This is a genomic window from Ruegeria sp. BG7 (assembly GCF_056535685.1).
Genome location: NZ_JBQFIU010000001.1, coordinates 2,480,613 through 2,500,814, shown reverse-complemented (window position 1 = coordinate 2,500,814; position 20,202 = coordinate 2,480,613). Strand labels below are relative to the sequence as shown.

Annotated in this window: 21 protein-coding genes; 6 read left to right on the top strand and 15 right to left on the bottom strand. The window is 58.4% G+C overall.

What is annotated here, in order from left to right:
• Position 1 precedes the first annotated feature (1 nt).
• Both ACR3EH_RS12410 and ACR3EH_RS12405 read right to left on the bottom strand, forming a co-directional pair.
• Positions 2 to 601, bottom strand: coding sequence for a GntR family transcriptional regulator (locus ACR3EH_RS12410; RefSeq protein ID WP_171188556.1), 600 nt, complete (start codon positions 599 to 601; stop codon positions 2 to 4).
• Positions 602 to 645: 44 nt separating this feature from the next.
• Positions 646 to 1,557: a threonine/serine dehydratase gene (locus tag ACR3EH_RS12405; protein WP_171676602.1), complete on the bottom strand. Its 912-nt coding sequence runs from the start codon at positions 1,555 to 1,557 to the stop codon at positions 646 to 648.
• Between the two features lie 79 nt (positions 1,558 to 1,636).
• Here ACR3EH_RS12405 and ACR3EH_RS12400 point away from each other — a divergent pair, with 79 nt between their 5' ends.
• Both ACR3EH_RS12400 and ACR3EH_RS12395 read left to right on the top strand, forming a co-directional pair.
• The gene (locus tag ACR3EH_RS12400) at positions 1,637 to 2,479 is read left to right on the top strand and encodes an LOG family protein (protein WP_171188552.1); all 843 of its coding nucleotides are present in this window, start codon (positions 1,637 to 1,639) and stop codon (positions 2,477 to 2,479) included.
• A 3-nt stretch (positions 2,480 to 2,482) separates the two neighbouring features.
• The gene (locus ACR3EH_RS12395) at positions 2,483 to 3,580 is read left to right on the top strand and encodes a cystathionine gamma-lyase (protein WP_171188550.1); all 1,098 of its coding nucleotides are present in this window, start codon (positions 2,483 to 2,485) and stop codon (positions 3,578 to 3,580) included.
• Here the strand turns inward: ACR3EH_RS12395 and ACR3EH_RS12390 are convergent, their stop codons facing one another.
• Entirely contained in the window at positions 3,581 to 3,964 is a 384-nt protein-coding gene (locus tag ACR3EH_RS12390) for a hypothetical protein (RefSeq protein ID WP_171095725.1), read from the bottom strand.
• A 160-nt stretch (positions 3,965 to 4,124) separates the two neighbouring features.
• On the opposite strand from ACR3EH_RS12390, the gene ACR3EH_RS12385 reads away from it, so the two are divergent.
• From ACR3EH_RS12385 to ACR3EH_RS12375, 3 genes are all read left to right on the top strand, one after another.
• Positions 4,125 to 5,045, top strand: a complete 921-nt coding sequence (locus ACR3EH_RS12385) for a DnaJ C-terminal domain-containing protein (RefSeq protein WP_171188548.1) — start codon at positions 4,125 to 4,127, stop codon at positions 5,043 to 5,045.
• Positions 5,042 to 5,380, top strand: coding sequence for a hypothetical protein (locus ACR3EH_RS12380; RefSeq protein ID WP_152459322.1), 339 nt, complete (start codon positions 5,042 to 5,044; stop codon positions 5,378 to 5,380). The genes ACR3EH_RS12385 and ACR3EH_RS12380 overlap by 4 nt, the downstream gene beginning before the upstream one ends.
• Positions 5,381 to 5,443: 63 nt before the next feature.
• Entirely contained in the window at positions 5,444 to 7,102 is a 1,659-nt protein-coding gene (locus ACR3EH_RS12375) for a U32 family peptidase (protein ID WP_171188546.1), read from the top strand.
• 5 nt (positions 7,103 to 7,107) lie between these two features.
• Here the strand turns inward: ACR3EH_RS12375 and ACR3EH_RS12370 are convergent, their stop codons facing one another.
• The 4 genes from ACR3EH_RS12370 to ACR3EH_RS12355 all read right to left on the bottom strand — a co-directional run bounded on the left by ACR3EH_RS12370 (position 7,108) and on the right by ACR3EH_RS12355 (position 10,246).
• On the bottom strand, positions 7,108 to 7,683 hold the full coding sequence (locus tag ACR3EH_RS12370) for a cytochrome P460 family protein (RefSeq protein ID WP_371732093.1): 576 nt from the start codon (positions 7,681 to 7,683) through the stop codon (positions 7,108 to 7,110).
• A gap of 327 nt (positions 7,684 to 8,010) precedes the next feature.
• Complete coding sequence (rlmN, locus tag ACR3EH_RS12365; protein WP_171095715.1) at positions 8,011 to 9,198, bottom strand: dual-specificity RNA methyltransferase RlmN; 1,188 nt, start codon at positions 9,196 to 9,198, stop codon at positions 8,011 to 8,013.
• Positions 9,199 to 9,373: 175 nt separating this feature from the next.
• Positions 9,374 to 9,541 (bottom strand): hypothetical protein, encoded by a 168-nt coding sequence (locus tag ACR3EH_RS12360; protein WP_171180394.1) that lies wholly within the window; start codon positions 9,539 to 9,541, stop codon positions 9,374 to 9,376.
• Positions 9,542 to 9,709: 168 nt separating this feature from the next.
• Positions 9,710 to 10,246: an invasion associated locus B family protein gene (locus ACR3EH_RS12355; protein WP_171188541.1), complete on the bottom strand. Its 537-nt coding sequence runs from the start codon at positions 10,244 to 10,246 to the stop codon at positions 9,710 to 9,712.
• Positions 10,247 to 10,424: 178 nt separating this feature from the next.
• Between ACR3EH_RS12355 and ACR3EH_RS12350 the strand changes: the two genes are divergently transcribed.
• Positions 10,425 to 11,423 (top strand): asparaginase, encoded by a 999-nt coding sequence (locus ACR3EH_RS12350; protein WP_171648337.1) that lies wholly within the window; start codon positions 10,425 to 10,427, stop codon positions 11,421 to 11,423.
• A 5-nt stretch (positions 11,424 to 11,428) separates the two neighbouring features.
• Here the strand turns inward: ACR3EH_RS12350 and ACR3EH_RS12345 are convergent, their stop codons facing one another.
• The 8 genes from ACR3EH_RS12345 to gcvP form a co-directional block, all read right to left on the bottom strand.
• Positions 11,429 to 11,749, bottom strand: a complete 321-nt coding sequence (locus tag ACR3EH_RS12345; RefSeq protein ID WP_171188536.1) for a YciI family protein — start codon at positions 11,747 to 11,749, stop codon at positions 11,429 to 11,431.
• A gap of 22 nt (positions 11,750 to 11,771) precedes the next feature.
• The gene (locus ACR3EH_RS12340; protein ID WP_171188534.1) at positions 11,772 to 12,200 is read right to left on the bottom strand and encodes an SRPBCC family protein; all 429 of its coding nucleotides are present in this window, start codon (positions 12,198 to 12,200) and stop codon (positions 11,772 to 11,774) included.
• Positions 12,188 to 12,517, bottom strand: a complete 330-nt coding sequence (locus ACR3EH_RS12335; RefSeq protein WP_171188532.1) for an ArsR/SmtB family transcription factor — start codon at positions 12,515 to 12,517, stop codon at positions 12,188 to 12,190. Before ACR3EH_RS12335 ends, ACR3EH_RS12340 begins: the two co-directional genes overlap by 13 nt.
• Before the next feature lie 42 nt (positions 12,518 to 12,559).
• Positions 12,560 to 13,438, bottom strand: a complete 879-nt coding sequence (serB, locus tag ACR3EH_RS12330; protein WP_171676600.1) for a phosphoserine phosphatase SerB — start codon at positions 13,436 to 13,438, stop codon at positions 12,560 to 12,562.
• Positions 13,439 to 13,473: 35 nt separating this feature from the next.
• Entirely contained in the window at positions 13,474 to 14,202 is a 729-nt protein-coding gene (locus ACR3EH_RS12325) for a metallophosphoesterase (protein ID WP_171648335.1), read from the bottom strand.
• A 121-nt stretch (positions 14,203 to 14,323) separates the two neighbouring features.
• On the bottom strand, positions 14,324 to 15,919 hold the full coding sequence (gene serA / locus ACR3EH_RS12320; protein ID WP_171095699.1) for a phosphoglycerate dehydrogenase: 1,596 nt from the start codon (positions 15,917 to 15,919) through the stop codon (positions 14,324 to 14,326).
• Between the two features lie 58 nt (positions 15,920 to 15,977).
• The gene (locus tag ACR3EH_RS12315) at positions 15,978 to 17,132 is read right to left on the bottom strand and encodes a phosphoserine transaminase (RefSeq protein WP_171648333.1); all 1,155 of its coding nucleotides are present in this window, start codon (positions 17,130 to 17,132) and stop codon (positions 15,978 to 15,980) included.
• A 198-nt stretch (positions 17,133 to 17,330) separates the two neighbouring features.
• Complete coding sequence (gene gcvP / locus ACR3EH_RS12310) at positions 17,331 to 20,186, bottom strand: aminomethyl-transferring glycine dehydrogenase (protein ID WP_171189202.1); 2,856 nt, start codon at positions 20,184 to 20,186, stop codon at positions 17,331 to 17,333.
• Positions 20,187 to 20,202: the final 16 nt, after the last annotated feature.

The following is a 20,202-nucleotide window of genomic DNA, read 5'->3' as shown; positions in this document are numbered from 1 at the left end:
ATCAGCTGGCGCGGCGGATATGGCGGGTCAGGATACCTTTTGCAGTGCTTAGGTCCTTGCGCTTGAGGGCCTGAACAAGTGCCGCATGATCCTTGTCCACCTGTTGCACCCATTTTGACCGCCAATGCGCAAACAGATGACGGGCGCTTGCGATATGCAGATCGTCGATGGCGTGTAAAAGCCGGGGCAAGCCGCACGGCGTCAAAATGGCGCGATGGAAGGCTCGGTTCAAAGCTTCCCATTGCGGCATCGTTTGCGCCTCATCACAGGCGATGCGTGCGTGATCGATCTTGTCCAATGCGACCGGAGACATGTTCTGCACCGATTGCTGCAACGCCAGGGTTTCCAGCGCCACGCGCATTTCGATCACCTCACGCACTTCTGCCGGGTCCAGCGCAGTGACGCGCATCCCGCGGCGAGGCTCATGCCGGGCCAACCCATGCGCTTCGAGCCGCAACAAGGCTTCACGCACCGGGACATGGCTGGTGTCAAACTGGCGGGCAATATGGTCCTGCCGCAGCTTTTCCCCGGCCTCAAGCTCTCCGGTGATGATTTGCTGGCTCAGGCTTTGATAGATCGTGTCGGAAATCGTAGCGGACATGGATTATAGATAAAATTCACCCTACCCGTTCACAAGCCGATAATTCACCCGGCAAGCGGATCTGGCGCAATATTCGCACCACATACCAACACAGCAACACGTTCGCCCGGTTCGGGTTGGTAAACTCCTGACGTCAACGCCGCTAACGCCGTTGCACCCGCAGGCTCCACCAGAATACGATGGCTTTGCCAAAGCGCCTTTTGCGCATCCGCAATCGCGTCGTCCGACACCAGAACCGAGCTCATCCCCTGCGCCAGATCGAAACAGATCTGTCCGATCCGCCGCGCGCCCAACGCATTGGCTGCAATTCCCGAGACCGAGACATCCACCGGCTCACCCGCCTGTAAGGCAGCGTTCAAGGCGCAAGAGGTTTCAGGTTCGACCGCCACAACCTTGCGCGCGCCGTCAAACCACGCCAGCGCACCGGCAATCAGACCGCCGCCACCGACAGCAACCAGAACCGTATCGGCCTGCAACCCCTGAGCATCCCATTCGGCAAAACAAGTCCCTTGCCCTGCCACTGTAGCCGGTGCGTCATAGGCGTGGATTTGCATGGCACCGGTAGCCGCCTCATGTTCCTGCGCCGCGGTCAGCGCGTTGGCATATTCACCAGATACAACGCTCAAATCCGCGCCGGTTTGCCGGATCAACGCTATTTTCGACGGGCCTGCCAGTTCTGGCACGAATATCTTGGCGGGATAGCCCAACGCCTGCGCGGCATACGCCGCCGCCGCACCATGATTGCCACCAGACGCCGCAACCAAACCGGCTTGTGACATCTCCATGCTGAGCAGCGTGTTGAACGCCCCCCGCGCCTTGAAACTGCCAGTGTGCTGCATGTGCTCCAGCTTCAGCTCGATCGGATAGCCCGGAATGCGGCTTTCCATCACTGGGGTCACTTGTGCATATCCGGCGATACGGTCGCGGGCTTTTGAAATTTCACTTTTCCAATTCATTCTTGTCTTTCCGTGACTGGCGCTCTGATCGCGAACCCTATAGCTGTTTGTCAAACACGCAAGCAGGGATCGATCACCTATGAGAGAAGACCGCCACAACCCGTTCCGCGACGCGCAGACCGACCGCTCGACCGCGAGTGAGGTTCCGGACACGCCGCAGACGCGTTCACCTGCCTATCGCCTTGCCTTTGCCGATGACGAATTCCTGTGCCGGGACGAATTGCGCCCGGTGCGTCTGCAACTGGAATTGCTGAAGCCCGAGATGATCATGACCGAGCGCGACATCACCTCGACCATTGTGATGTTCGGCGGCGCGCGCATTCCGGAACCGTCGCAGAAACACACCGCTCGAACAGAGACTTTGGCCGGGTTGTCACAATATTACGATGAGGCGCGTGAGTTCTCGCGGCTAATGACCGAAAAGTCAAACGAAACCGGATGCCGTGAGAACGTCATCGTCACCGGCGGTGGTCCCGGTGTGATGGAGGCCGGAAACCGTGGCGCGCAGGACGCGGGTGGGTGTTCGATCGGCTTGAATATCGTGCTGCCGCATGAACAGGCGCCGAACCTCTATGTGACGCCGGACCTCAGCTTCAACTTCCATTACTTTGCCATTCGCAAGATGCATTTCCTGATGCGCGCCCGCGCCATCACCATCTTCCCCGGCGGTTTTGGCACCATGGATGAACTGTTCGAATCCCTGACCCTGATCCAGACCGGGCGGATGGACCGCGTGCCCTTCCTGCTGTTTGGCCGCGAATTCTGGGAAAAGGTCATCAATTGGGAAGCGCTGGCCGATGCCGGCACCATCTCGGACGAAGACCTCGACCTGTTCCGCTTTGTCGACACTGCGCAAGAGGCGGTCGAGATCATCGAGAACTGGGAACCCGCCCCGCCCCGCGACGAAATTCCGGGGCGCTGAGCTATGGCTTCTAAAACCGGAGAGATGCTGCACCTGCGCGGCAACGCGTTGAACGCCGGTGAGCCGGTAACCCTGCCGCTGACCCAAAGCAGCATGTACCACCTGCCCGGCGTGACAGAAGGTTTGCGGACTTATGGCCGCGTCGACAACCCAACCTGGGAGCATCTGGAACATGTTCTGGCCCATCTGGAGGACGCACCCTGCCTGACATTCCCTTCGGGGATGGCAGCGATCTCGGCAGCGTTGTTCGCGACCCTCAAGGCCGGATCACGCCTGCTGATCCCGTCGGACGGGTACTACGTGACACGCCTGCTGGCCAATCGTTTCCTTTCACGTCTGGACGTGACCGTTGAGGAACGACCCACTGTCGCCTTTACCAACGGCGGTTTTGGTGGGTTCGATGTTGTCTTTGTAGAAAGCCCCTCGAACCCCGGTTTGGATATGATCGATCTGGCAGTGGTTGCCGAACAGGTGCGCGCCGCCGGGGGAGTGACAATTGCCGACAACACGACGATGACCCCGCTGGGTCAACGCCCACTGGAACTGGGCATTGATGTGGTTGTCTCGTCAGATACCAAGGCGATGGGCGGGCATTCCGACATGCTGATGGGCCATGTGGCCTGCCGCAACAACGATATCATGGAACGGGTCGAGGAATGGCGAAAAGTGTCCGGATCAATCCCCGGACCGCATGAGGCGTGGCTGCTGCATCGCGGGCTGGAAACGCTGGATGTACGCTTCGACCGCATGTGTAGCTCGGCACAGGTATTAGCGGAACAATTGGCGGCACACCCCGCAGTGAAACAGGTCCGCTATCCAGGTCTGCCGGGCGATCCATCCCACAAGCTGGCGCAGGCACAGACGGCACGCTTTGGGTTTCTGCTGTCCCTGACACTGGAAAGTGAAGAGAAAGCCGAAGCCTTCATTAACGATTGCCCTCTTCTGCGCTCCGCCACTTCTTTCGGGGGCGTCCACAGTTCAGCCGAACGTCGCGCGCGATGGGGCGACGATGTCGATCCCGCCTTCATCCGCCTGTCCGTCGGATGCGAACCTGTAGAAGAACTGTGGCAAGCCATCGAGGCCAGCTTGAACGCGCTATGATTACTTCTTGGCTTCGCGCAGTTCTTTGAACACGTAGATCGGCAGCACAACGCTGGCGATCAGCGCCCCCAGCCAGACCAACAGCGTTGCTCCCAACAGGTTCGCAACTCCACCTACGGTCAGCCCAGCGGTTATCAGATCAGTCACCAACAGGCCCACAAAGGTCACGATCAAAGCAATCCCGCCCTTCAGCGCAGGCGCTTTCTTTTCACCCAGCTTCAGGATCAGGGGTTCGGCAATCAGCTGCACGACGGTGAAGACGATTACAACGACGATGAAAGAGATCGGCTTGATCGCAAATCCTGACAGTATCAGCGAGGCAAGCAACAACCCAATGGCATTCCCTGCCAGCAAGGCCAAAGCCGATTTAATTCTACGCGACATGTGACGATCTCCGTCAATCAACAATTAGAAACATGCAGATGTTAACAGACCTGCAGGATTTTACGAGGCAATTCAATCGCCTCTTCCTTTTGACCCGTTGAAATCGCATGGTAGAACACATTCATCAAGATCAGACCTGTCCCTGAGCCATGAGTGTGAGATGAGCGACGATCCCTATTCCGTTCTTGGCGTGGCCAAAGACGCCAGCGCCGCCGAGATCAAGAAAGCCTATCGGCGCATTGCCAAGGAATGCCATCCGGACCTGAAGCCCGGCGATGCAGAGGCTGAGGCAAAGTTCAAAGCCGCTGCAGCTGCATATGACTTGCTGAAAGACCCGGAAACCCGTGCCCGGTATGACAATGGTGAGATTGACGCCTCGGGTCAGGAACGCCCGCAACAACAGTACTACCGTGAATATGCTGAAGCCGCTGGAAACCCCTATCGCGGACGTCAGGCAGACCCGGACGACATGTCCGACATCTTCGCCGAGTTCATGAGGGGCCGTGGTGGGTTTGGCGGCCAGCGCGGCCATGAGTTTCACGCGCCGGGGCACAACCTGAACTATTCGCTGCAGATCAGCTTTCTGGATGCCGTATTCGGTGCCAGCCAGAAACTGACCTTGCCAGACGGCGACCGGATCGAAGTCAAAATCCCCGCAGGTATAACCGATGGCCAAACCATCCGCCTGCGGGGCAAAGGGGCACCGGGATATGGTGAAGGCCCTCCAGGCGATGCTCTGGTAACTGTTTCGGTGGCCAGTCATCCGGTGTTTGATCGTCAGGGCGACGACATTCACATCAAGCTGCCCATCACCATTGATGAGGCGATTCTGGGTGGCAAAGTACCGGCCCCTACGATTGATGGCGGCGTGAATGTCAGCGTCCCGGCAGGCACAAGCAGTGGTAAAACCCTGCGATTGCGGGGCAAGGGTGTCAAAAAACGCGGCTCGTCCGAGCGTGGGGATCAGTTGATCGAACTGACCGTCTCGATGCCCGACACAATCGATGACGATCTGAAACAGTTCATGGAGACCTGGCGCGAGACGCACAGCTACGACCCGCGGAAAGGAATGCCGTCATGACCTTGACCGAGAAGGAACTGATCGAAACCGTCGCCCGACTGACCTCGGACCGACTGACCGAGTATCTGGCGGCAGAGATTGTGATCCCCGAACAATCAGACCAAGGGCTGATCTATCACAGTATCGACGTCGCCCGTCTGGAACTGGCCTGCGAGTTGCACGAACAGTACGACATGGAGGCGGATGCGCTGTCGATGATGATCTCACTGATTGATCAGATGCACGGGCTGCGGGCCGAACTGCGCGAGGTTCTGAACGCGGTCGAGGCTCAACCCGAACCGGTGCGTCAGCAACTGGTTGAAGTGATCGGCACAGCGCGATTCCGTCGCAGATAACGGGGTTTTGGACTCGGCCTATATGGCGTAGAAGGCCGCCTTGATCCTTTGCCAGGTGGCCAAATGACCCAGTCCCGATCCGAATTGCTGATGCCTGCGGGCAATCTGCGCAAGTTGAAGCTCGCCATCCTTTACGGCGCAGACGCGGTGTATCTGGGCACACCCGATATGTCGTTGCGCACGAAATCCGAGTTCTCGCTGGACGAGGTGATCGAAGGAATTGAGTTCTGCCATAGCCATGGCCGACGCGCCTATCTGACGCTGAACCTGTTTTCGCACAACAAAGACATCCCGAAACTGGATGAATATATCGACACGGTGCGCAAGGTGCAGCCCGACGGGCTGATCATTGCTGATCCGGGTGTGTTCCAATATGTCCGCGAACGCGCACCCGAACTGCCGCTGCATATCTCGACCCAGGCCAATATCTGTTCCTGGCTGTCGGTGAAGTTCTGGCAGGACCAGGGCGCAGAACTGGTGGTTCTGGCGCGCGAAGTCTCGTACCCCGAACTTGCAGAAATCCGCGAGAAGTGCCCTGACATCAAGCTTGAGGCTTTCGTGCACGGCGCCATGTGCATGACCTATTCCGGTCGTTGCCTGCTGTCGAATTTCATGGCGGAACGCGGGGCTAACCAGGGCAATTGCGCCAATTCCTGCCGCTGGAACTATGGCCTGAAGCTGCGCCTGAAGGACGGCACACATCAGGAACTGCGCATCACCGATGAAAACGCCGACCTGTTTGAATTCCTGCTGGAAGAAGGTTGCCGCCCCGGTGACTTGATGCCCATCGAAGAGGATGACCGGGGGTCATACATCCTGAACTCGCGCGATCTGTGTATCATGCCGAAGCTGGATGAATACCTGAAGATCGGTGTCGACAGCCTCAAGGTCGAAGGGCGCGGCAAGTCGGAGTATTACGCCGCCATCGTTGCACGGGCGTATCGGATGGCCATCGATGACTACAACGCCGACCCCGAGAACTGGGACCCGAAGCCCTATATGCGCGAACTGGAAACCGTCGGAAACCGAGGCTACACTCTCGCCTTCCACGAAGGACGTCTGACCAACTTCGCGCATGACTATGAACACACCGCTTCGATCGCGCAGTGGGAGTATGCGGGGATCGTCACCGAAGTGACTGAAGACGCCTTTCTGGTCGAGGTGAAGAACAAGCTGGAACCGGGCGACGTGTTGGATTTTGTCTCGCCTATCTCACGCGATACGGTTCTGCTGCGGGTCTACGATTTCGAACGCGCGTCTGACGGCAAGCGGCTGGATGTGGTGCATGGCAGCACGAAGACAGCCATCCGGCTGCCTTTCACCCTGTTCGATCACGAAGACATTGACGATCTGCGCGCGCGCTTCCCGGTTTACTCGGTTCTGCGCAAGGAACGCGCCCTGACCGATGAACACTGGAGCCGCATTCGTTTCGACAAACTGGTTCAAGGGCTGGAAGCCACGGGCCGCGACAACCCGACGGCTTACGCCCGTCGTCGCGACGAACTGGTTGAAAAGATCGGCGAGGATGGAAATGAACGCCGGTTCAAGACCAACCGTATCGGCACCGAAGGCTGCTGTGGCAAGGGGTGCAACGGGTGCCTGATCTTCTGGCAGGATGAGAAATATGCGCTGGCTCGAGAAGTTCTGTCAAAACGCAAACAAGGCGAACAACTCAGCCGCCGCGAGGCGACGGAATTGAAGCTACCGGGCGAACCGGCCTGATCCGGTCATTCGCTCTTGCGATACTCCTCCGGCACGTAAAACGTATAGTCGCGATCCGCCACCTGTTCGTGGCAGACATGGCAATAGGCCACTTCACCGGCGCGATCACCCAAAGTGTCGCCAAAAACCGAGCCGTCTGGCAGAACCATGATATAACGCCAATCCGCTGTATCCGGGTTCGCCCCGTTTGCCAGTTTCTCCATTATGAACATAGCGCCGGGGTGAATGTGGCCTTCATCCGTCACCGTCATGCTATCTTTGGCCAGAACCGAACCCATTGGCAGTTCCTCGCCTTCCAGCAAAGTCGCATAGTTATGAGCCATGCGGTTGGCATAACTGTTCACAAACCGCTGGCCATGAGTTGCTGAAATATAGGGTGCATCGTTGAACAGCGGCCAGCTTTGGTAGTTCAGGATCAGGTCCAGTTGCGCCGCTGCATAGCCGCGCGCCATTCGACGATTGAGCGACTTGTAATGCCTTAATGCCTCTTCCTTGCTCAGCTCAGCAGGGTTTTCAATTGCGATATGAGCGTTTTCACTGTCAGCAAAAGCCAAGCCAGAGCCTGTTGCCAATACAAGCACAGCGGTTCCGCTCCGGATAATCCTTGAAAAACTTTGGTTCATAATAGTGGCCCACCTGAAAATCAGTTCGCCTGTGCACCGCTTGACAGCGCATTCGTAAGTCTAGCGGCACCGCAATAACTTGCCAGCTTCGGCCCGGTCAGTTCACCGACTTGTGCATCGATTTGAAAAAGCACATGCCAGTGGCGGGCATGGGAAACATAGCAAATTATGCATGTGGTTTCAGCACCTGAAACATTAAGTTTACAGGCACACTTATGGCGTGCAGACCGCAGTTGAAATCACCTGTTACGTGATCTGATCAATCCGGGCCCGAGAAGGAAAACCTTATTGGCTCAACCCTGTTTCGGCCTCGATCTGTTTGCGGGATTTGCGGGCGCGTTCCGTGGCCGATTTCAGTTGCCCACAGGCTGCCATGATATCCTCGCCACGCGTCTTGCGAATGGGCGATGCATAGCCCGCATGGTAGATAATATTCGCAAAAGCCCGGATGCGATTATTCGAGCTGCGCTTATACGGCGCGCCGGGCCATTCGTTGAACGGGATCAGGTTGATCTTGGCCGGGATGTTGTGACGCTTGATGTGATCGATCAGGCGGTGTGCATCCTCATCACTGTCGTTGACGCCATCCAGCATCACGTATTCAAAGGTAATCCGTTCCGAGTTCGACGCATTGGGATAGCTGGCCAGCGCCTGCAGCAATTCTTCAATGTTCCAACGCTTGTTGATCGGCACCAGCACGTCGCGGGTCTCATCCGTGGTGGCATGGAATGAGATCGCCAGCAAACAGCCGATTTCCTCAGCCGTGCGCGCGATCTCGGGCACCACGCCCGACGTCGACAGCGTGATACGGCGGCGCGACAGGGAAATCCCCTCTGGGTCCATCGCGATTTTCATCGCGTCGCGGACGTTTTCGAAATTGTAAAGCGGCTCGCCCATACCCATCAGAACGATGTTCGACAGCAGGCGCGTTTCATCCTTGGGCGCGCCGGGGGTGGGCCATTCGTCAAGGTCATCGCGGGCCATCATGACCTGACCGACGATCTCGGCCGCTGTCAGATTGCGCACCAGTTTCTGCGTGCCCGTGTGGCAGAACGAACAAGTCAGCGTGCACCCGACCTGAGACGAGATACAGAGCGTGCCGCGATCTTCTTCGGGGATATAGACGACCTCAACCTCATGCCCGCCAGCAATACGGCAAAGATATTTGCGGGTGCCGTCCTCGGACACCTGGCGGGTCACAACTTCGGGGATTTCGATCACGAAATGCTCGGCCAGTTGCGCGCGGTAGGCTTTGGCCAGATTGGTCATCTCGGCAAAGTCGCGCACACCCCATTGATAGATCCACTGCCAGATCTGACCGGTGCGCATCTTTGCCTGCTTTTCCGGCGTGCCATGTTCGATCAGAACGGCACGCAACTGGTCGCGGGTCAGCCCGACAAGGTTGATCTTGCCCTCAGGCAGCTTGCGAGGGAGGGTCAGGACATCTTGAGTGATCGGCGCTTTGGGCGACATTTTGGGCTCTCTGAGGCGTATCTCGAAGGATTCTGGCTTGGGATGCGCCTCTATATAGGAACCTGCGCAAAGATCAAAAGGATTCGTGACAATTGGCGGACCTGCACAGAAAAGCCGCAGTAACGGTGTCACTGCGGCCTTCGGCTTGTTTCAATCCGTGCAGATCAAAGCCCGATCAGACACCTGCCGGCGGAATGTAGCAATCTTCGGCATCCAGAGTCTTAACCGGGTCTTCCGGACCGCACTGTTCGCCAGTCACCGGGTATGTCTCACCTGTGTTTTCACAAGCGCTTAGCACCATGGCCGAGATCATCATGAGCGCAGCAAGAAATTTGTTCAGCATCGGGGCAACTCCTTCGTTTCCTCTGAACTAATTAGTTCAAAAAGAGCGAGAGCTTACTTTGATACGGATCAAGTGCGGGCGCGGACGTAGCGTAATGCTGGCGCGCCGGACAGCATAAAAAAGAAAAGCCCCGCCATACCGACGGGGCCTGCACCGAAATACGCTGACTTAATTGGTGCAGCGTTGCTTCGCATCGTCAATTGCCGCAGTAAAGCCCAGCAACGAGAACGTGTCTTTCGTCTGCGTCCCGCGTTCCGAGCGCGCCGTTAGAACAGCCTCGTTCCCGCGCTTCATCGCTTCGATCACTTTGGGTTCCTGCCCTTGTGTCGAAGGCCAGGCCCATTCGCCATCGGTTATGAATTCGAATTCGGCGTCGTCGATCTTGACGTTGACGGTCGAACCCGCCGCAAACGGATACCCACCCGTAAACGACACTGTTCCATTTACGTCCTCACCGGGGCGGAACACCACGAACAGCAAAATGTCACTACGCCGCACGGACACCACGCGACCGCCGCGCGTATTGACGGTTTCATCCGGGGTTGCAACGCTCCAGCATTCTGTTGGGTCTTCTTCGACAAAGACGCTCCAATCCGTCTTCACGGCAACACGGTTGGTGCTGCTTGCCTGCTGAGCGATTGCAGTTGTCGTGACCGTCCCTGCCAAAGACAGGCCCGCAATCACACGAACGAGCATTGATCCCATTTGTCCAGCCTCCTAGCTCGACCCATACCTCAAACCCATCGGACATGGCTGCGAACCCTTCTGGCCCGTCTATTCCGTTGCGCATTCCGATGATTGCCGACATACACACACTAACGCAGATTTCGCCACAGGCGAAAGGGCGATTGGCAGAATTTTGCGCATAATTTCGGAGGTCCAGATGACGCAACCCGTACCAATGACAGAACTGTGGCGTGGGTCTTTGCTGGAAAGCCTGCATCTGGGTCACGCGGTCATTTGTGATGACACGGGTGAGATCGTGCGCAGCTGGGGCGATCCAAAGGCTGTGGTCTATCCACGGTCTTCGGCCAAGATGATCCAAGCGCTTCCTTTGGTGACATCGGGCGCAGCGGCGAAATACGGGTTGAACAGCGAACATCTTGCACTCGCTTGCGCCTCACATAACGGTGCCGCGATCCACACCGATCGGGTAACAGCATGGCTGGATCACCTGGGGCTGACCGAGCATGATCTGCGCTGCGGCCCACAGGAACCGGCGGACACCGCTGCGCGGGACCGGCTGATTCTGGCTGATGATACGCCTTGCCAGATCCACAACAATTGCTCGGGCAAACACTGCGGATTTCTGACACTGGGTCAGCATATGGGCGCAGGACCGGAATATCTGGAAATTGACCACCCTGTACAACAGGCGTGCCTGTCAGCCGTCGAAGAGACAACCGGTGAAACCAGTCCCGGCTATGGCATCGACGGGTGTTCTGCTCCGAATTTCGCGACCTCACTTGCGGGGTTGGCACGGTCGATGGCGTGGTTTGCCAGCGCGGCAGACCGCTCGGACCGGTCCAGCGATGCTGCGGCACAACTGGTTGCGGCCATGGTCAAGCACCCCGAACTGGTGGCCGGTGAGACCCGCGCCTGCACCGAACTGATGCGCGCAATGAACGGCCGCGTCGCCATCAAGACCGGGGCCGAGGCCGTCTTTGTGGCCATAATCCCGGAAAAACGCATGGGCGTTGCGCTGAAGATCACCGACGGCACCACCCGCGCCAGCGAATGCGCGATTGCTGCCATTCTAGTCAGCCTTGGTGTGCTGGAGGCCGATCACCCGGACACCCGCAAATTCATGAACGCCACACAATACAGCCGTCGCGGGCTGGAATGCGGTGTGATCAAACCTGCGCCGGGCTTCCCCGGCTAAGGTCCTCACATCTCGATCTCATGCACCTCGGCCACTTCGACCGAGCCTGAACCGTTGACGACCATCGGACAGCCCTTGGCCATCGCTGTCGCTACGTCGATGCTGTCGGCCTTGATCACCGTAAAGCCCGAGGCCGGGTTCGCACCGCCGTTGTCAACGACCCCGCTGCTGCTGACGGTATAGGATTGTCCCACCGGGTTGCCGGGGATCTCCAGCGCCTCACCCATGTCCTGAAACCAGGCACCCCAGGCGGCCATGGTCGCCTCAATCTCGACGGGGTCGGTTGGGGTGTGACCCCCATGATAGACAAACAAAAATTGGGGCATGTCGCTCCTCCCTGATGAAAACCTATTTGCAAAGTGCTTCGAGTTTACGCAGCGAAGATGTCCAACCCTGATTGTGGTTGGCCGCCGCTTCGGCATCGGCCAGTTCTTTGTGGTCCAGTGTCAGTCGTGATCCGGTGCTTGTCTCCGCAACCGACAAGGTCACGTGGCTTTCGTTGCCACGCTGGTCCTGATCATCATGCCAGCCCCATGTGAAGCCCACTGATTTGGGTGGATCGACATGGGTCACATGGCCTGAAACCTTGTATTGCTGTCCCTCGCTGTTTTCCATAACCGAATACCATGGGCCTGTTCGTGAAAAATCCAGATTGTGTTCGGGCACGTGCATTCCTTCGGGACCCCACCACTGCAACAACCTGCTGCCGTCGCTGATCCATGCAAACAAATCTTCAGGGCTGACGGGGAAGTCCCGCTCCAGTTTCAGGTCGGCCATGAATTCTCCCTTTCGATAATGTCACTCAGACGATCGAGGCTGCTTTCCCAGAATTGACGTTTGGATATGGTCCAATCGGCGATCATCCGCAGCCCTTCGGGACGGACAGAATACATCCGCTGTGTGCCCTGGACGCGCTGCTGCACCAAACCAGCTTCACGCAAGACCTTTAAATGGCGCGAGATCGCAGCCCCCGAGACACCTCGCCCTTCGATCAGGTCACCGGCAGGCAGTTCACCCTGTTCCATCAATTGTTCAACAATCGAGAATCGGGTGGCGTCAGACAGTGCTGAAAAGGCGGTCAGAAGCGTTCTCATGACCCCTATTTAACATAAATGTTAAATAAAAGATAGCCTCGGTTATTCGTCTGCAAAGTCAGCGCGGCTGTAACCTTGCAGATAAAGCAGCGCCGTCAGGTCACCGTGATTCACGCGCACGTCGCATTGGGCGGCAACCGAAGGCTTGGCATGAAGGGCAACTCCGGTTCCTGCCCGGCCCAGCATTCCAAGGTCATTTGCCCCGTCGCCCACTGCCATCACGTCTTTCTCAGACAGCCCAAGCCGGGTTGAGATCTGTTCAAGTGCTTCGATCTTGGCCTGACGCCCTAAAATCGGACGCGCAACATCGCCCGTCAGTTTCCCGTCTTCAGCCAACAGCGTATTGGCCCGGTTTTCATCAAACTCCAGCAACTCTGCCACCCGTGCCGTAAAGGCTGTGAACCCGCCCGATACCAACGCAGCATAGGCACCGTTCGACCGCATCGTGGCCAGCAATGCCTTACCACCCGGCATGAGGGTGATCCGTTCGGCCAAAACTTTTCCAATGACGCTTTCATCTAGATCCTTGAGCAAACCGACCCGTTCGATCAGCGCCCCTTCGAAATCCAGCTCTCCGTTCATGGCGCGGGCAGTGATGTACTTGACCCGCTCACCTACACCCGCTTCATCCGCCAGTTCATCGATGCATTCTTGCTGGATCATCGTGCTGTCCATATCGGCCAGCAGCATCTTTTTGCGCCGTCCTTCTGCAGGTTGCACGATCAGGTCGACACCCATGCCCTGCAAGTCCGCCCAGACGTCCCAGCGATTGTCGGGCATGTCGCTCAGTTCAAACTCTACCGCCTCATCCGGGCTGAGCCAGATAACATCCCCACCACCCCACGCATTGCGCAACGACTCGGGCAGGGCACTGTCCAGCGAAGGCGCTGCAGGATTGGTCAGCAAAGTTGCGACATACATATTCATTCTCCAATACCTTGCGCGTGTGCGGCGAACTAAGGGATCAAAAGACTGCGTCCTTGTTCAGTCAGTTCCCAACAGGTCTGCCCCTCAAACACGGCCACACCCACCGGACGCCCATAGCCCGCGCCTGTATCCAGGTTGACGCGATTTCCATAATGCTTCGCCTGATCCACTGGCGTGTGACCATGCACGATCAGCTTGGGATGCGTACCTCGATGGTTGTGAAATTCCTGCCTGATCCAGACCAGATCACTTGCCCGTTGTTCATTGAGCGGCACGCCCGGGCGAATGCCCGCATGAACAAAAGCAAGTTCGGGCGTTTGGTGCATCAACACCAGATCGCGCAGGAAGGTCAGGTGCGATTTCGGCACTGCCCCCTTTGCCATCCGGTGCAAGTCTTCCAACCGTATTTGACCTTCAAACTCCACTCCGTAACTACGTAGTGTCTCGATTCCGCCCAACCGGTCATGTAGCCAGTGATACCCCACAAGTAGATGCGGATCGTGGCGCGGGATGTCTTCCATGAACCAGGCGAACATACGGTCGTGATTGCCCAGCAGGGTGATCCAGTTCCGACCCGCATCACGCCCGGTGATCAGGTGATCAATCAAGCCCCGACTATCGGGGCCGCGATCCACATAATCCCCTAAAAACACCACCTGAGCATCCGGGCCACCATCATGTTGGATCAGAGAAAGTGCGCGCTCTAGCTCGGCCACCTGCCCGTGCAAATCGCCGATTACATAGACAGGCTGTGTCATTGACATCCTCCGCCGGTAAGGTTCAGCTCGCTTGTGCCTCAGAACACGATTTCAGCGAACAAAGGACCCGGATCTTTTCAAAACCGGGTCCTGAACTGTTTCTCAAACTCAACAGGCCACGTCAGGCGACATCAAACACCAATGGTTTGATCTGCGTGAACAAGCCCGTTTCCGCCAGCTTGGCGCGTGCCTCGGCCGGAACCGGTTCGTCCACGTAAAGCAGCGCAATGGCTTCACCGCCTGCCTCGGACCGACCAAGGGTAAAGTTCGCGATGTTAACGTTGTTCTCACCCATAGTCTGACCCAGCGCACCAATGATACCCGGAACGTCTTCGTTGGTCGTGTACAGCATATGAGCGCCGATCTCGGCATCGATATTGATGCCCTTGATCTGGATAAAGCGCGGCTTGCCGTCGCTGAACACGGTGCCCCCGATCGAACGTTCGCGCTTATCGGTTACAACGGTGACTTTGATGTAGCCCTCAAACGCGCCCGATTTGTCCTGATTGGTGGTCGAGATTTTGATCCCGCGTTCCTTGGCGACAACCGGGGCTGAAACCATATTCACCTCGGGATTGAACTTCTTCATGATCCCCGCGACTACGGCGCAGTTCAACGCGGCAAGGTTCATTTCAGCAGCCACACCATCGTAGAGGATGTTGATCGCCTTGACCGGCTCATCCGTCATCTGGCCGATGAAGCTGCCCAGATGACCGGCCAGCTTGATCCACGGGCCCATGACTTTCGCCTCTTCCGCCGTCACGCTGGGCATGTTCAACGCATTTTCCACAGCACCGGTCAGCAGGTAGTTCGAGATCTGCTCGGCCACCTGCAACGCCACGTTTTCCTGCGCTTCGGTCGTAGCCGCACCAAGGTGGGGCGTGCAGACCACGTTGGGCAGATTGAACAGCGCGTTTTCCTTGGCGGGTTCCTCACTGAACACGTCAAAAGCCGCCCCGGCCACGTGACCGGATTGCAGCGCTTCGGCCAAAGCGTCTTCATCAACCAATCCACCACGGGCACAGTTGATGATGCGCACGCCTTTCTTGGTTTTGGCAAGGTTCTCGCGGCTCAGAATATTGCGGGTCTGGTCGGTCAGCGGCACGTGCAAAGTGATGAAGTCGGCGCGCGACAGCAACTCGTCCAGCTCGACTTTTTCCACGCCCATTTGCGCAGCTTTCTCTTCGCCCAGATAGGGGTCATAGGCGACGACCTTCATCTTCAGGCCCAATGCGCGCTCGCAGACGATACCACCAATGTTGCCAGCACCAATTACGCCGAGCGTCTTGTTGGTCAGCTCGATCCCCATGAACTTGGATTTTTCCCACTTGCCCGCATGGGTCGAGGTAGAGGCCTCAGGGATTTGCCGCGCCACGGCAAACATCATCGCAATCGCATGTTCTGCGGTCGTGATCATGTTGCCGAACGGCGTGTTCATCACAATCACGCCTTTTTTTGAGGCCGCATCCTTGTCGATATTGTCCGTGCCGATACCAGCGCGGCCAATGACCTTCAGCTTGTCGGCTTTCTCCAGAATGGTCGGTGTGACCTTGGTGGCGGAACGAATGGCAAGACCGTCATACTGACCGATCACCTCGGCCAGCTTGTCTTTGTCCTTGCCCAGATCGGGCATGAAATCCACATCGATGCCGCGATCGCGGAAAATCTGCACGGCGGTTTCGCTGAGCTTGTCAGATACGAGTACTTTAGGGGCCATATCTCTGGTCCTTGAATTGTATGGAAGGTCCGGGCCTGAACCGGCCCGGCAAAAAAGGTCAGGCAGCTTCGGTTTGCGCTGCGATCTCGGCCTCGAAGGCCCAGGCCAACCAAGGCAACATCGCCTCGATATCCGAGGTCTCAACCGTACCGCCGCACCAGATACGCAGACCCGCAGGCGCGTCGCGATAGGCCCCGATGTCCAGCGCGATATTCTCAACCTCAAGCCGTTTGGCCACAGCCTTGGCGAAGCTGGCTCCGTCCTGAATGCGCGCGTCGGTGAACTTCAGGCACACGGATGTGTTCGACCGCGTCGCCGCGTCTTCGGCCAGATTGGCAATCCAGTCATTTTGTGCACAGAACACATGAACCGCATTGGCATTTGCGTCCGCACGAGCAATCAAACCCTGCAAGCCACCGACCGAGCGCGCCCAGTCCAGCGCAAACAGGTAATCCTCGACCGCCAACATAGAAGGCGTGTTGATCGTGGCACCGGTAAAGATACCGTCGATCAGCTTTCCGCCTTTGGTCAGACGGAAAATCTTGGGCAGCGGCCATGCTGGGGTGTAGCTTTCCAGCCGTTCAACGGCACGAGGGCTCAGGATCAACATCCCATGCGCTGCTTCGCCGCCCAGAACCTTTTGCCAGCTAAAGGTGGTCACATCCAGCTTGTCCCAGGGCAGGTCCATTGCAAAGGCCGCCGAGGTGGCATCGCAGATTGTCAGACCCTGACGGTCATCTGCGATCCAGTCGCCGTTGGGAACCCGCACGCCAGAGGTGGTGCCGTTCCACGTAAACACGACGTCATTGGCGAAATCGACCGAATCAAGATCGACGATATTCCCGTAATCGGCGGTTTTAACCTCGGCATCGATCTTTAGCTGCTTAACCACATCCGTCACCCAGCCCGCACCAAAGCTCTCCCAAGCCAGCATCTCGACCTTGCGCTCACCTAGCAGCGACCACAGCGCCATCTCAACAGCGCCGGTGTCCGAGGCAGGAACGATGCCGATCTTGTAATCCGCAGGAATGCCCAGCACCTCACGCGTGCCTTCGATGGCAGCTTTCAGCTTATCCTTGCCAACAGCAGCGCGGTGAGAACGACCCAGCGCAGCATCGGCCAGCTTGGACAGCTCAAATGTGGGGGGTTTGGCACAAGGGCCCGAGGAAAAACGCGGATTTCCCGGCCGCGTTGCCGGTTGTTCAATCGTCATCTGTATTACCCTTCCAGATACACGCCCCTCGTTGGGGAGGGGTGTCCCACGGACAGAGCTATGGGGGCTTTGCAGCTGCAGCAAGCAGAAAAGACGCTTGGCCGGGCAAAAACGACATTTGAAGAGGCATCACATCGGAACGCTTGTTTCCGATTGGCGAAAACCCCGCCATTGATTTGGCGGGGTTTTGTTTTGGGTTTACTCGGCTGCGTCGAGATATTCTTCCATTGGGGGGCATGTGCAGACGAGGTTTCTGTCGCCATATGCGTTGTCGACGCGGTTGACGGGGGACCAGTATTTGTCGACGCCCATGGAGCCCGGAGGGAAGCAGGCCTGTTCACGGGTGTAGGGGCGGTCCCAGTCGCCGACCAGATCGCGCACCGTGTGGGGGGCGTTTTTCAGCGGGTTGTTCTCCGCGTCGATCTTGCCGTCGATGATGTCCTGCGCTTCCGCCCGGATGGACAGCATGGCATCGCAGAAACGATCCAGTTCGGCCATGGGTTCCGATTCCGTGGGTTCCACCATCAGGGTGCCCGCCACCGGCCAGCTCATGGTCGGCGCGTGGAAGCCTGAATCGACCAGACGCTTGGCCACATCGTCGACGGTGACATGCGCCGCTTCGTCCAGCGGACGGGTGTCGAGGATGCATTCATGCGCCACACGCCCCGTTTCCGAGGTGTAGAGGATCGGATAGGCGTCCTTCAGGCGCGCAGCGATGTAGTTGGCGTTCAGGATCGCCACTTTGGTCGCCTGCGTCAGACCCGCGCCGCCCATCAGCAGCACATAAGCCCAGCTGACCGGCAGGATCGAGGGCGAGCCGAAGGGCGCTGCCGAGACCGGACCCACGGCGGTGCCGTATTCCGGGTGGCCCGGCAGGTGCTCTTCCAGGTGCGCCTTGACGCCGATCGGACCCATGCCGGGGCCGCCACCGCCATGCGGAATGCAGAAGGTTTTGTGCAGGTTCAGGTGGCTGACGTCACCGCCAATATCCCCCGGACGCGACAGACCCACCATGGCGTTCATGTTGGCGCCGTCGATATAGACCTGACCGCCGTGATCATGGGTGATCTGGCAGACCTCCTGCACGGTGGTCTCGAACACGCCATGGGTCGACGGGTAGGTGATCATGCAGGCGGCCAGGTTGTCCGAATGCTTTTCCGCCTTGGCGCGGAAGTCGGCCACATCGATATTGCCGTTCTCATCCGCCAGAACCGGCACAACCTGCCAGCCCACCATCTGGGCCGAAGCCGGGTTGGTGCCATGCGCCGAGGTTGGGATCAGGCAGACATTGCGCTGCCCTTCGCCGCGCGCGAAGTGGTAGTTGCGGATGGTCAGAAGGCCCGCATATTCGCCCTGCGCGCCCGAGTTGGGCTGCTGGGAGATCGCGTCATAGCCGGTGATCTGGCACAGCTTGTCGTTCAGATCGGCGATCATCTCGTGATAGCCCTGCGCCTGATCTTCGGGGCAGAACGGGTGCAGATTGCCAAACTCGGGCCAGGTGACCGGGATCATCTCGATCGTGGCGTTCAGCTTCATGGTGCACGAGCCCAGCGGGATCATCGCCCGGTCCAGCGCCAGATCGCGGTCGGCCAGACGGCGCATATAACGCGTGATCTCGGCCTCGGCCCGGTTCTTGTGGAAGATCGGGTGGGTCAGGTATTCGCTTTCCCGCAGCGCATAGTCCGGCAGGCGGTACTGCTTGTTCGAGCTGTCATCGGTGCGGTCGATGCCAAAGGCACCCCAGACGGCCTCGATGGTCTCGGGGCGGGTCTGTTCGTCCAGGCTGATGCCGACCTTGGTCTCGCCAACCTTGCGCAGGTTGACACCGCGCGCCACGGCAGCCTCCATGACGGTCTTCTGCAGGTGGCCAACCTCAACCGTGATGGTGTCGAAGAACACCTCCGGCTCAACGGCAAAGCCCGCCTCTTCCAGACCAGCGGCCAGGCGCGAGGTCTTGCGGTGCACCGATTGCGCGATGGCCTTGATGCCGTCGGGGCCATGGTACACGGCATACATCGAGGCAATGACCGCCAGCAGCGCCTGCGCGGTGCAGACGTTCGAGTTCGCCTTCTCACGGCGGATATGCTGCTCGCGGGTTTGCAGCGACAGGCGATAGGCCTTGTTGCCACGGCTGTCGATGCTGACACCGATGATCCGGCCCGGCATCGAGCGCTTCAGCTTGTCGGTGGTTGCCATATAGGCGGCGTGCGGGCCGCCATAACCCATCGGAACGCCAAAGCGCTGGGTCGAGCCGATGGCGATGTCCGCGCCCATCTCACCCGGGGACTTCAGCAGCGCCAGCGACAGGATGTCGGCGGCGACGATGGCAATGGCTTTATGTTCGTGCAGCGCGGCGATTTCCGATGTGAAGTCGCGCACGTGACCATGGGTGCCCGGGTATTGGAAGATCGCACCAAAGACCGCGCCCGCATCCAGGCCGTCGGGATCACCCACCTGCACGTCGATGCCCAGAGGCTCGGCGCGCGTCTTAATGACCGCGATGGTCTGCGGGTGGCAATTCTTGTCGACAAAGAAGGCCGCGTTGTTGGCCTTGGACCGCCCGCCACGCTTGGCCATGGCCATGGCTTCGGCAGCCGCTGTGGCTTCGTCCAGCAAGGAGGCGTTGGCCACGTCCAGCCCGGTCAGGTCAGAGACCATGGTCTGGAAGTTCAACAGCGCCTCAAGACGACCCTGGCTGATCTCGGGCTGGTACGGCGTGTAGGCGGTGTACCAGGCCGGGTTTTCCAGAATGTTGCGCAGGATCGGCGCGGGTGTGGTGGTGCCGTAATAGCCCTGACCGATCAGCGAGGTCAGAACCTTGTTCTTGCTCGCCACCTCTTTCATGTGGAACAGAGCATCACGTTCCGTCATCGCCGGACCCCAGTCCAGCGGCTCTTTCTGCCGGATCGCGGGCGGGACGGTGGCGTCGATCAGTTCGTCCAGCGTCTTGAAGCCGATCACCTTGAGCATGTCGCGCATCTCGGTTGGGCTTGGGCCAATGTGGCGGCGATTGGCGAAGTCATAGGCTTCGTAGTCGGTCAGTTTGAAGGCCATCTTTGCGCTCCTCACG

Excerpts from the sequence above, each read along its gene's own strand:
- ACR3EH_RS12410 (WP_171188556.1), bottom strand. The coding sequence starts at position 601 with ATGTCCGCTACGATTTCCGACACGATCTATCAAAGCCTGAGCCAGCAA.
- ACR3EH_RS12405 (WP_171676602.1), bottom strand. The coding sequence starts at position 1,557 with ATGAATTGGAAAAGTGAAATTTCAAAAGCCCGCGACCGTATCGCCGGA.
- ACR3EH_RS12400 (WP_171188552.1), top strand. The coding sequence starts at position 1,637 with ATGAGAGAAGACCGCCACAACCCGTTCCGCGACGCGCAGACCGACCGC.
- ACR3EH_RS12395 (WP_171188550.1), top strand. The coding sequence starts at position 2,483 with ATGGCTTCTAAAACCGGAGAGATGCTGCACCTGCGCGGCAACGCGTTG.
- ACR3EH_RS12390 (WP_171095725.1), bottom strand. The coding sequence starts at position 3,964 with ATGTCGCGTAGAATTAAATCGGCTTTGGCCTTGCTGGCAGGGAATGCC.
- ACR3EH_RS12385 (WP_171188548.1), top strand. The coding sequence starts at position 4,125 with ATGAGCGACGATCCCTATTCCGTTCTTGGCGTGGCCAAAGACGCCAGC.
- ACR3EH_RS12380 (WP_152459322.1), top strand. The coding sequence starts at position 5,042 with ATGACCTTGACCGAGAAGGAACTGATCGAAACCGTCGCCCGACTGACC.
- ACR3EH_RS12375 (WP_171188546.1), top strand. The coding sequence starts at position 5,444 with ATGACCCAGTCCCGATCCGAATTGCTGATGCCTGCGGGCAATCTGCGC.
- rlmN (WP_171095715.1), bottom strand. The coding sequence starts at position 9,198 with ATGTCGCCCAAAGCGCCGATCACTCAAGATGTCCTGACCCTCCCTCGC.
- ACR3EH_RS12360 (WP_171180394.1), bottom strand. The coding sequence starts at position 9,541 with ATGCTGAACAAATTTCTTGCTGCGCTCATGATGATCTCGGCCATGGTG.
- ACR3EH_RS12355 (WP_171188541.1), bottom strand. The coding sequence starts at position 10,246 with ATGGGATCAATGCTCGTTCGTGTGATTGCGGGCCTGTCTTTGGCAGGG.
- ACR3EH_RS12350 (WP_171648337.1), top strand. The coding sequence starts at position 10,425 with ATGACGCAACCCGTACCAATGACAGAACTGTGGCGTGGGTCTTTGCTG.
- ACR3EH_RS12345 (WP_171188536.1), bottom strand. The coding sequence starts at position 11,749 with ATGCCCCAATTTTTGTTTGTCTATCATGGGGGTCACACCCCAACCGAC.
- ACR3EH_RS12340 (WP_171188534.1), bottom strand. The coding sequence starts at position 12,200 with ATGGCCGACCTGAAACTGGAGCGGGACTTCCCCGTCAGCCCTGAAGAT.
- ACR3EH_RS12335 (WP_171188532.1), bottom strand. The coding sequence starts at position 12,517 with ATGAGAACGCTTCTGACCGCCTTTTCAGCACTGTCTGACGCCACCCGA.
- serB (WP_171676600.1), bottom strand. The coding sequence starts at position 13,438 with ATGTATGTCGCAACTTTGCTGACCAATCCTGCAGCGCCTTCGCTGGAC.
- ACR3EH_RS12325 (WP_171648335.1), bottom strand. The coding sequence starts at position 14,202 with ATGACACAGCCTGTCTATGTAATCGGCGATTTGCACGGGCAGGTGGCC.
- serA (WP_171095699.1), bottom strand. The coding sequence starts at position 15,919 with ATGGCCCCTAAAGTACTCGTATCTGACAAGCTCAGCGAAACCGCCGTG.
- ACR3EH_RS12315 (WP_171648333.1), bottom strand. The coding sequence starts at position 17,132 with ATGACGATTGAACAACCGGCAACGCGGCCGGGAAATCCGCGTTTTTCC.
- gcvP (WP_171189202.1), bottom strand. The coding sequence starts at position 20,186 with ATGGCCTTCAAACTGACCGACTACGAAGCCTATGACTTCGCCAATCGC.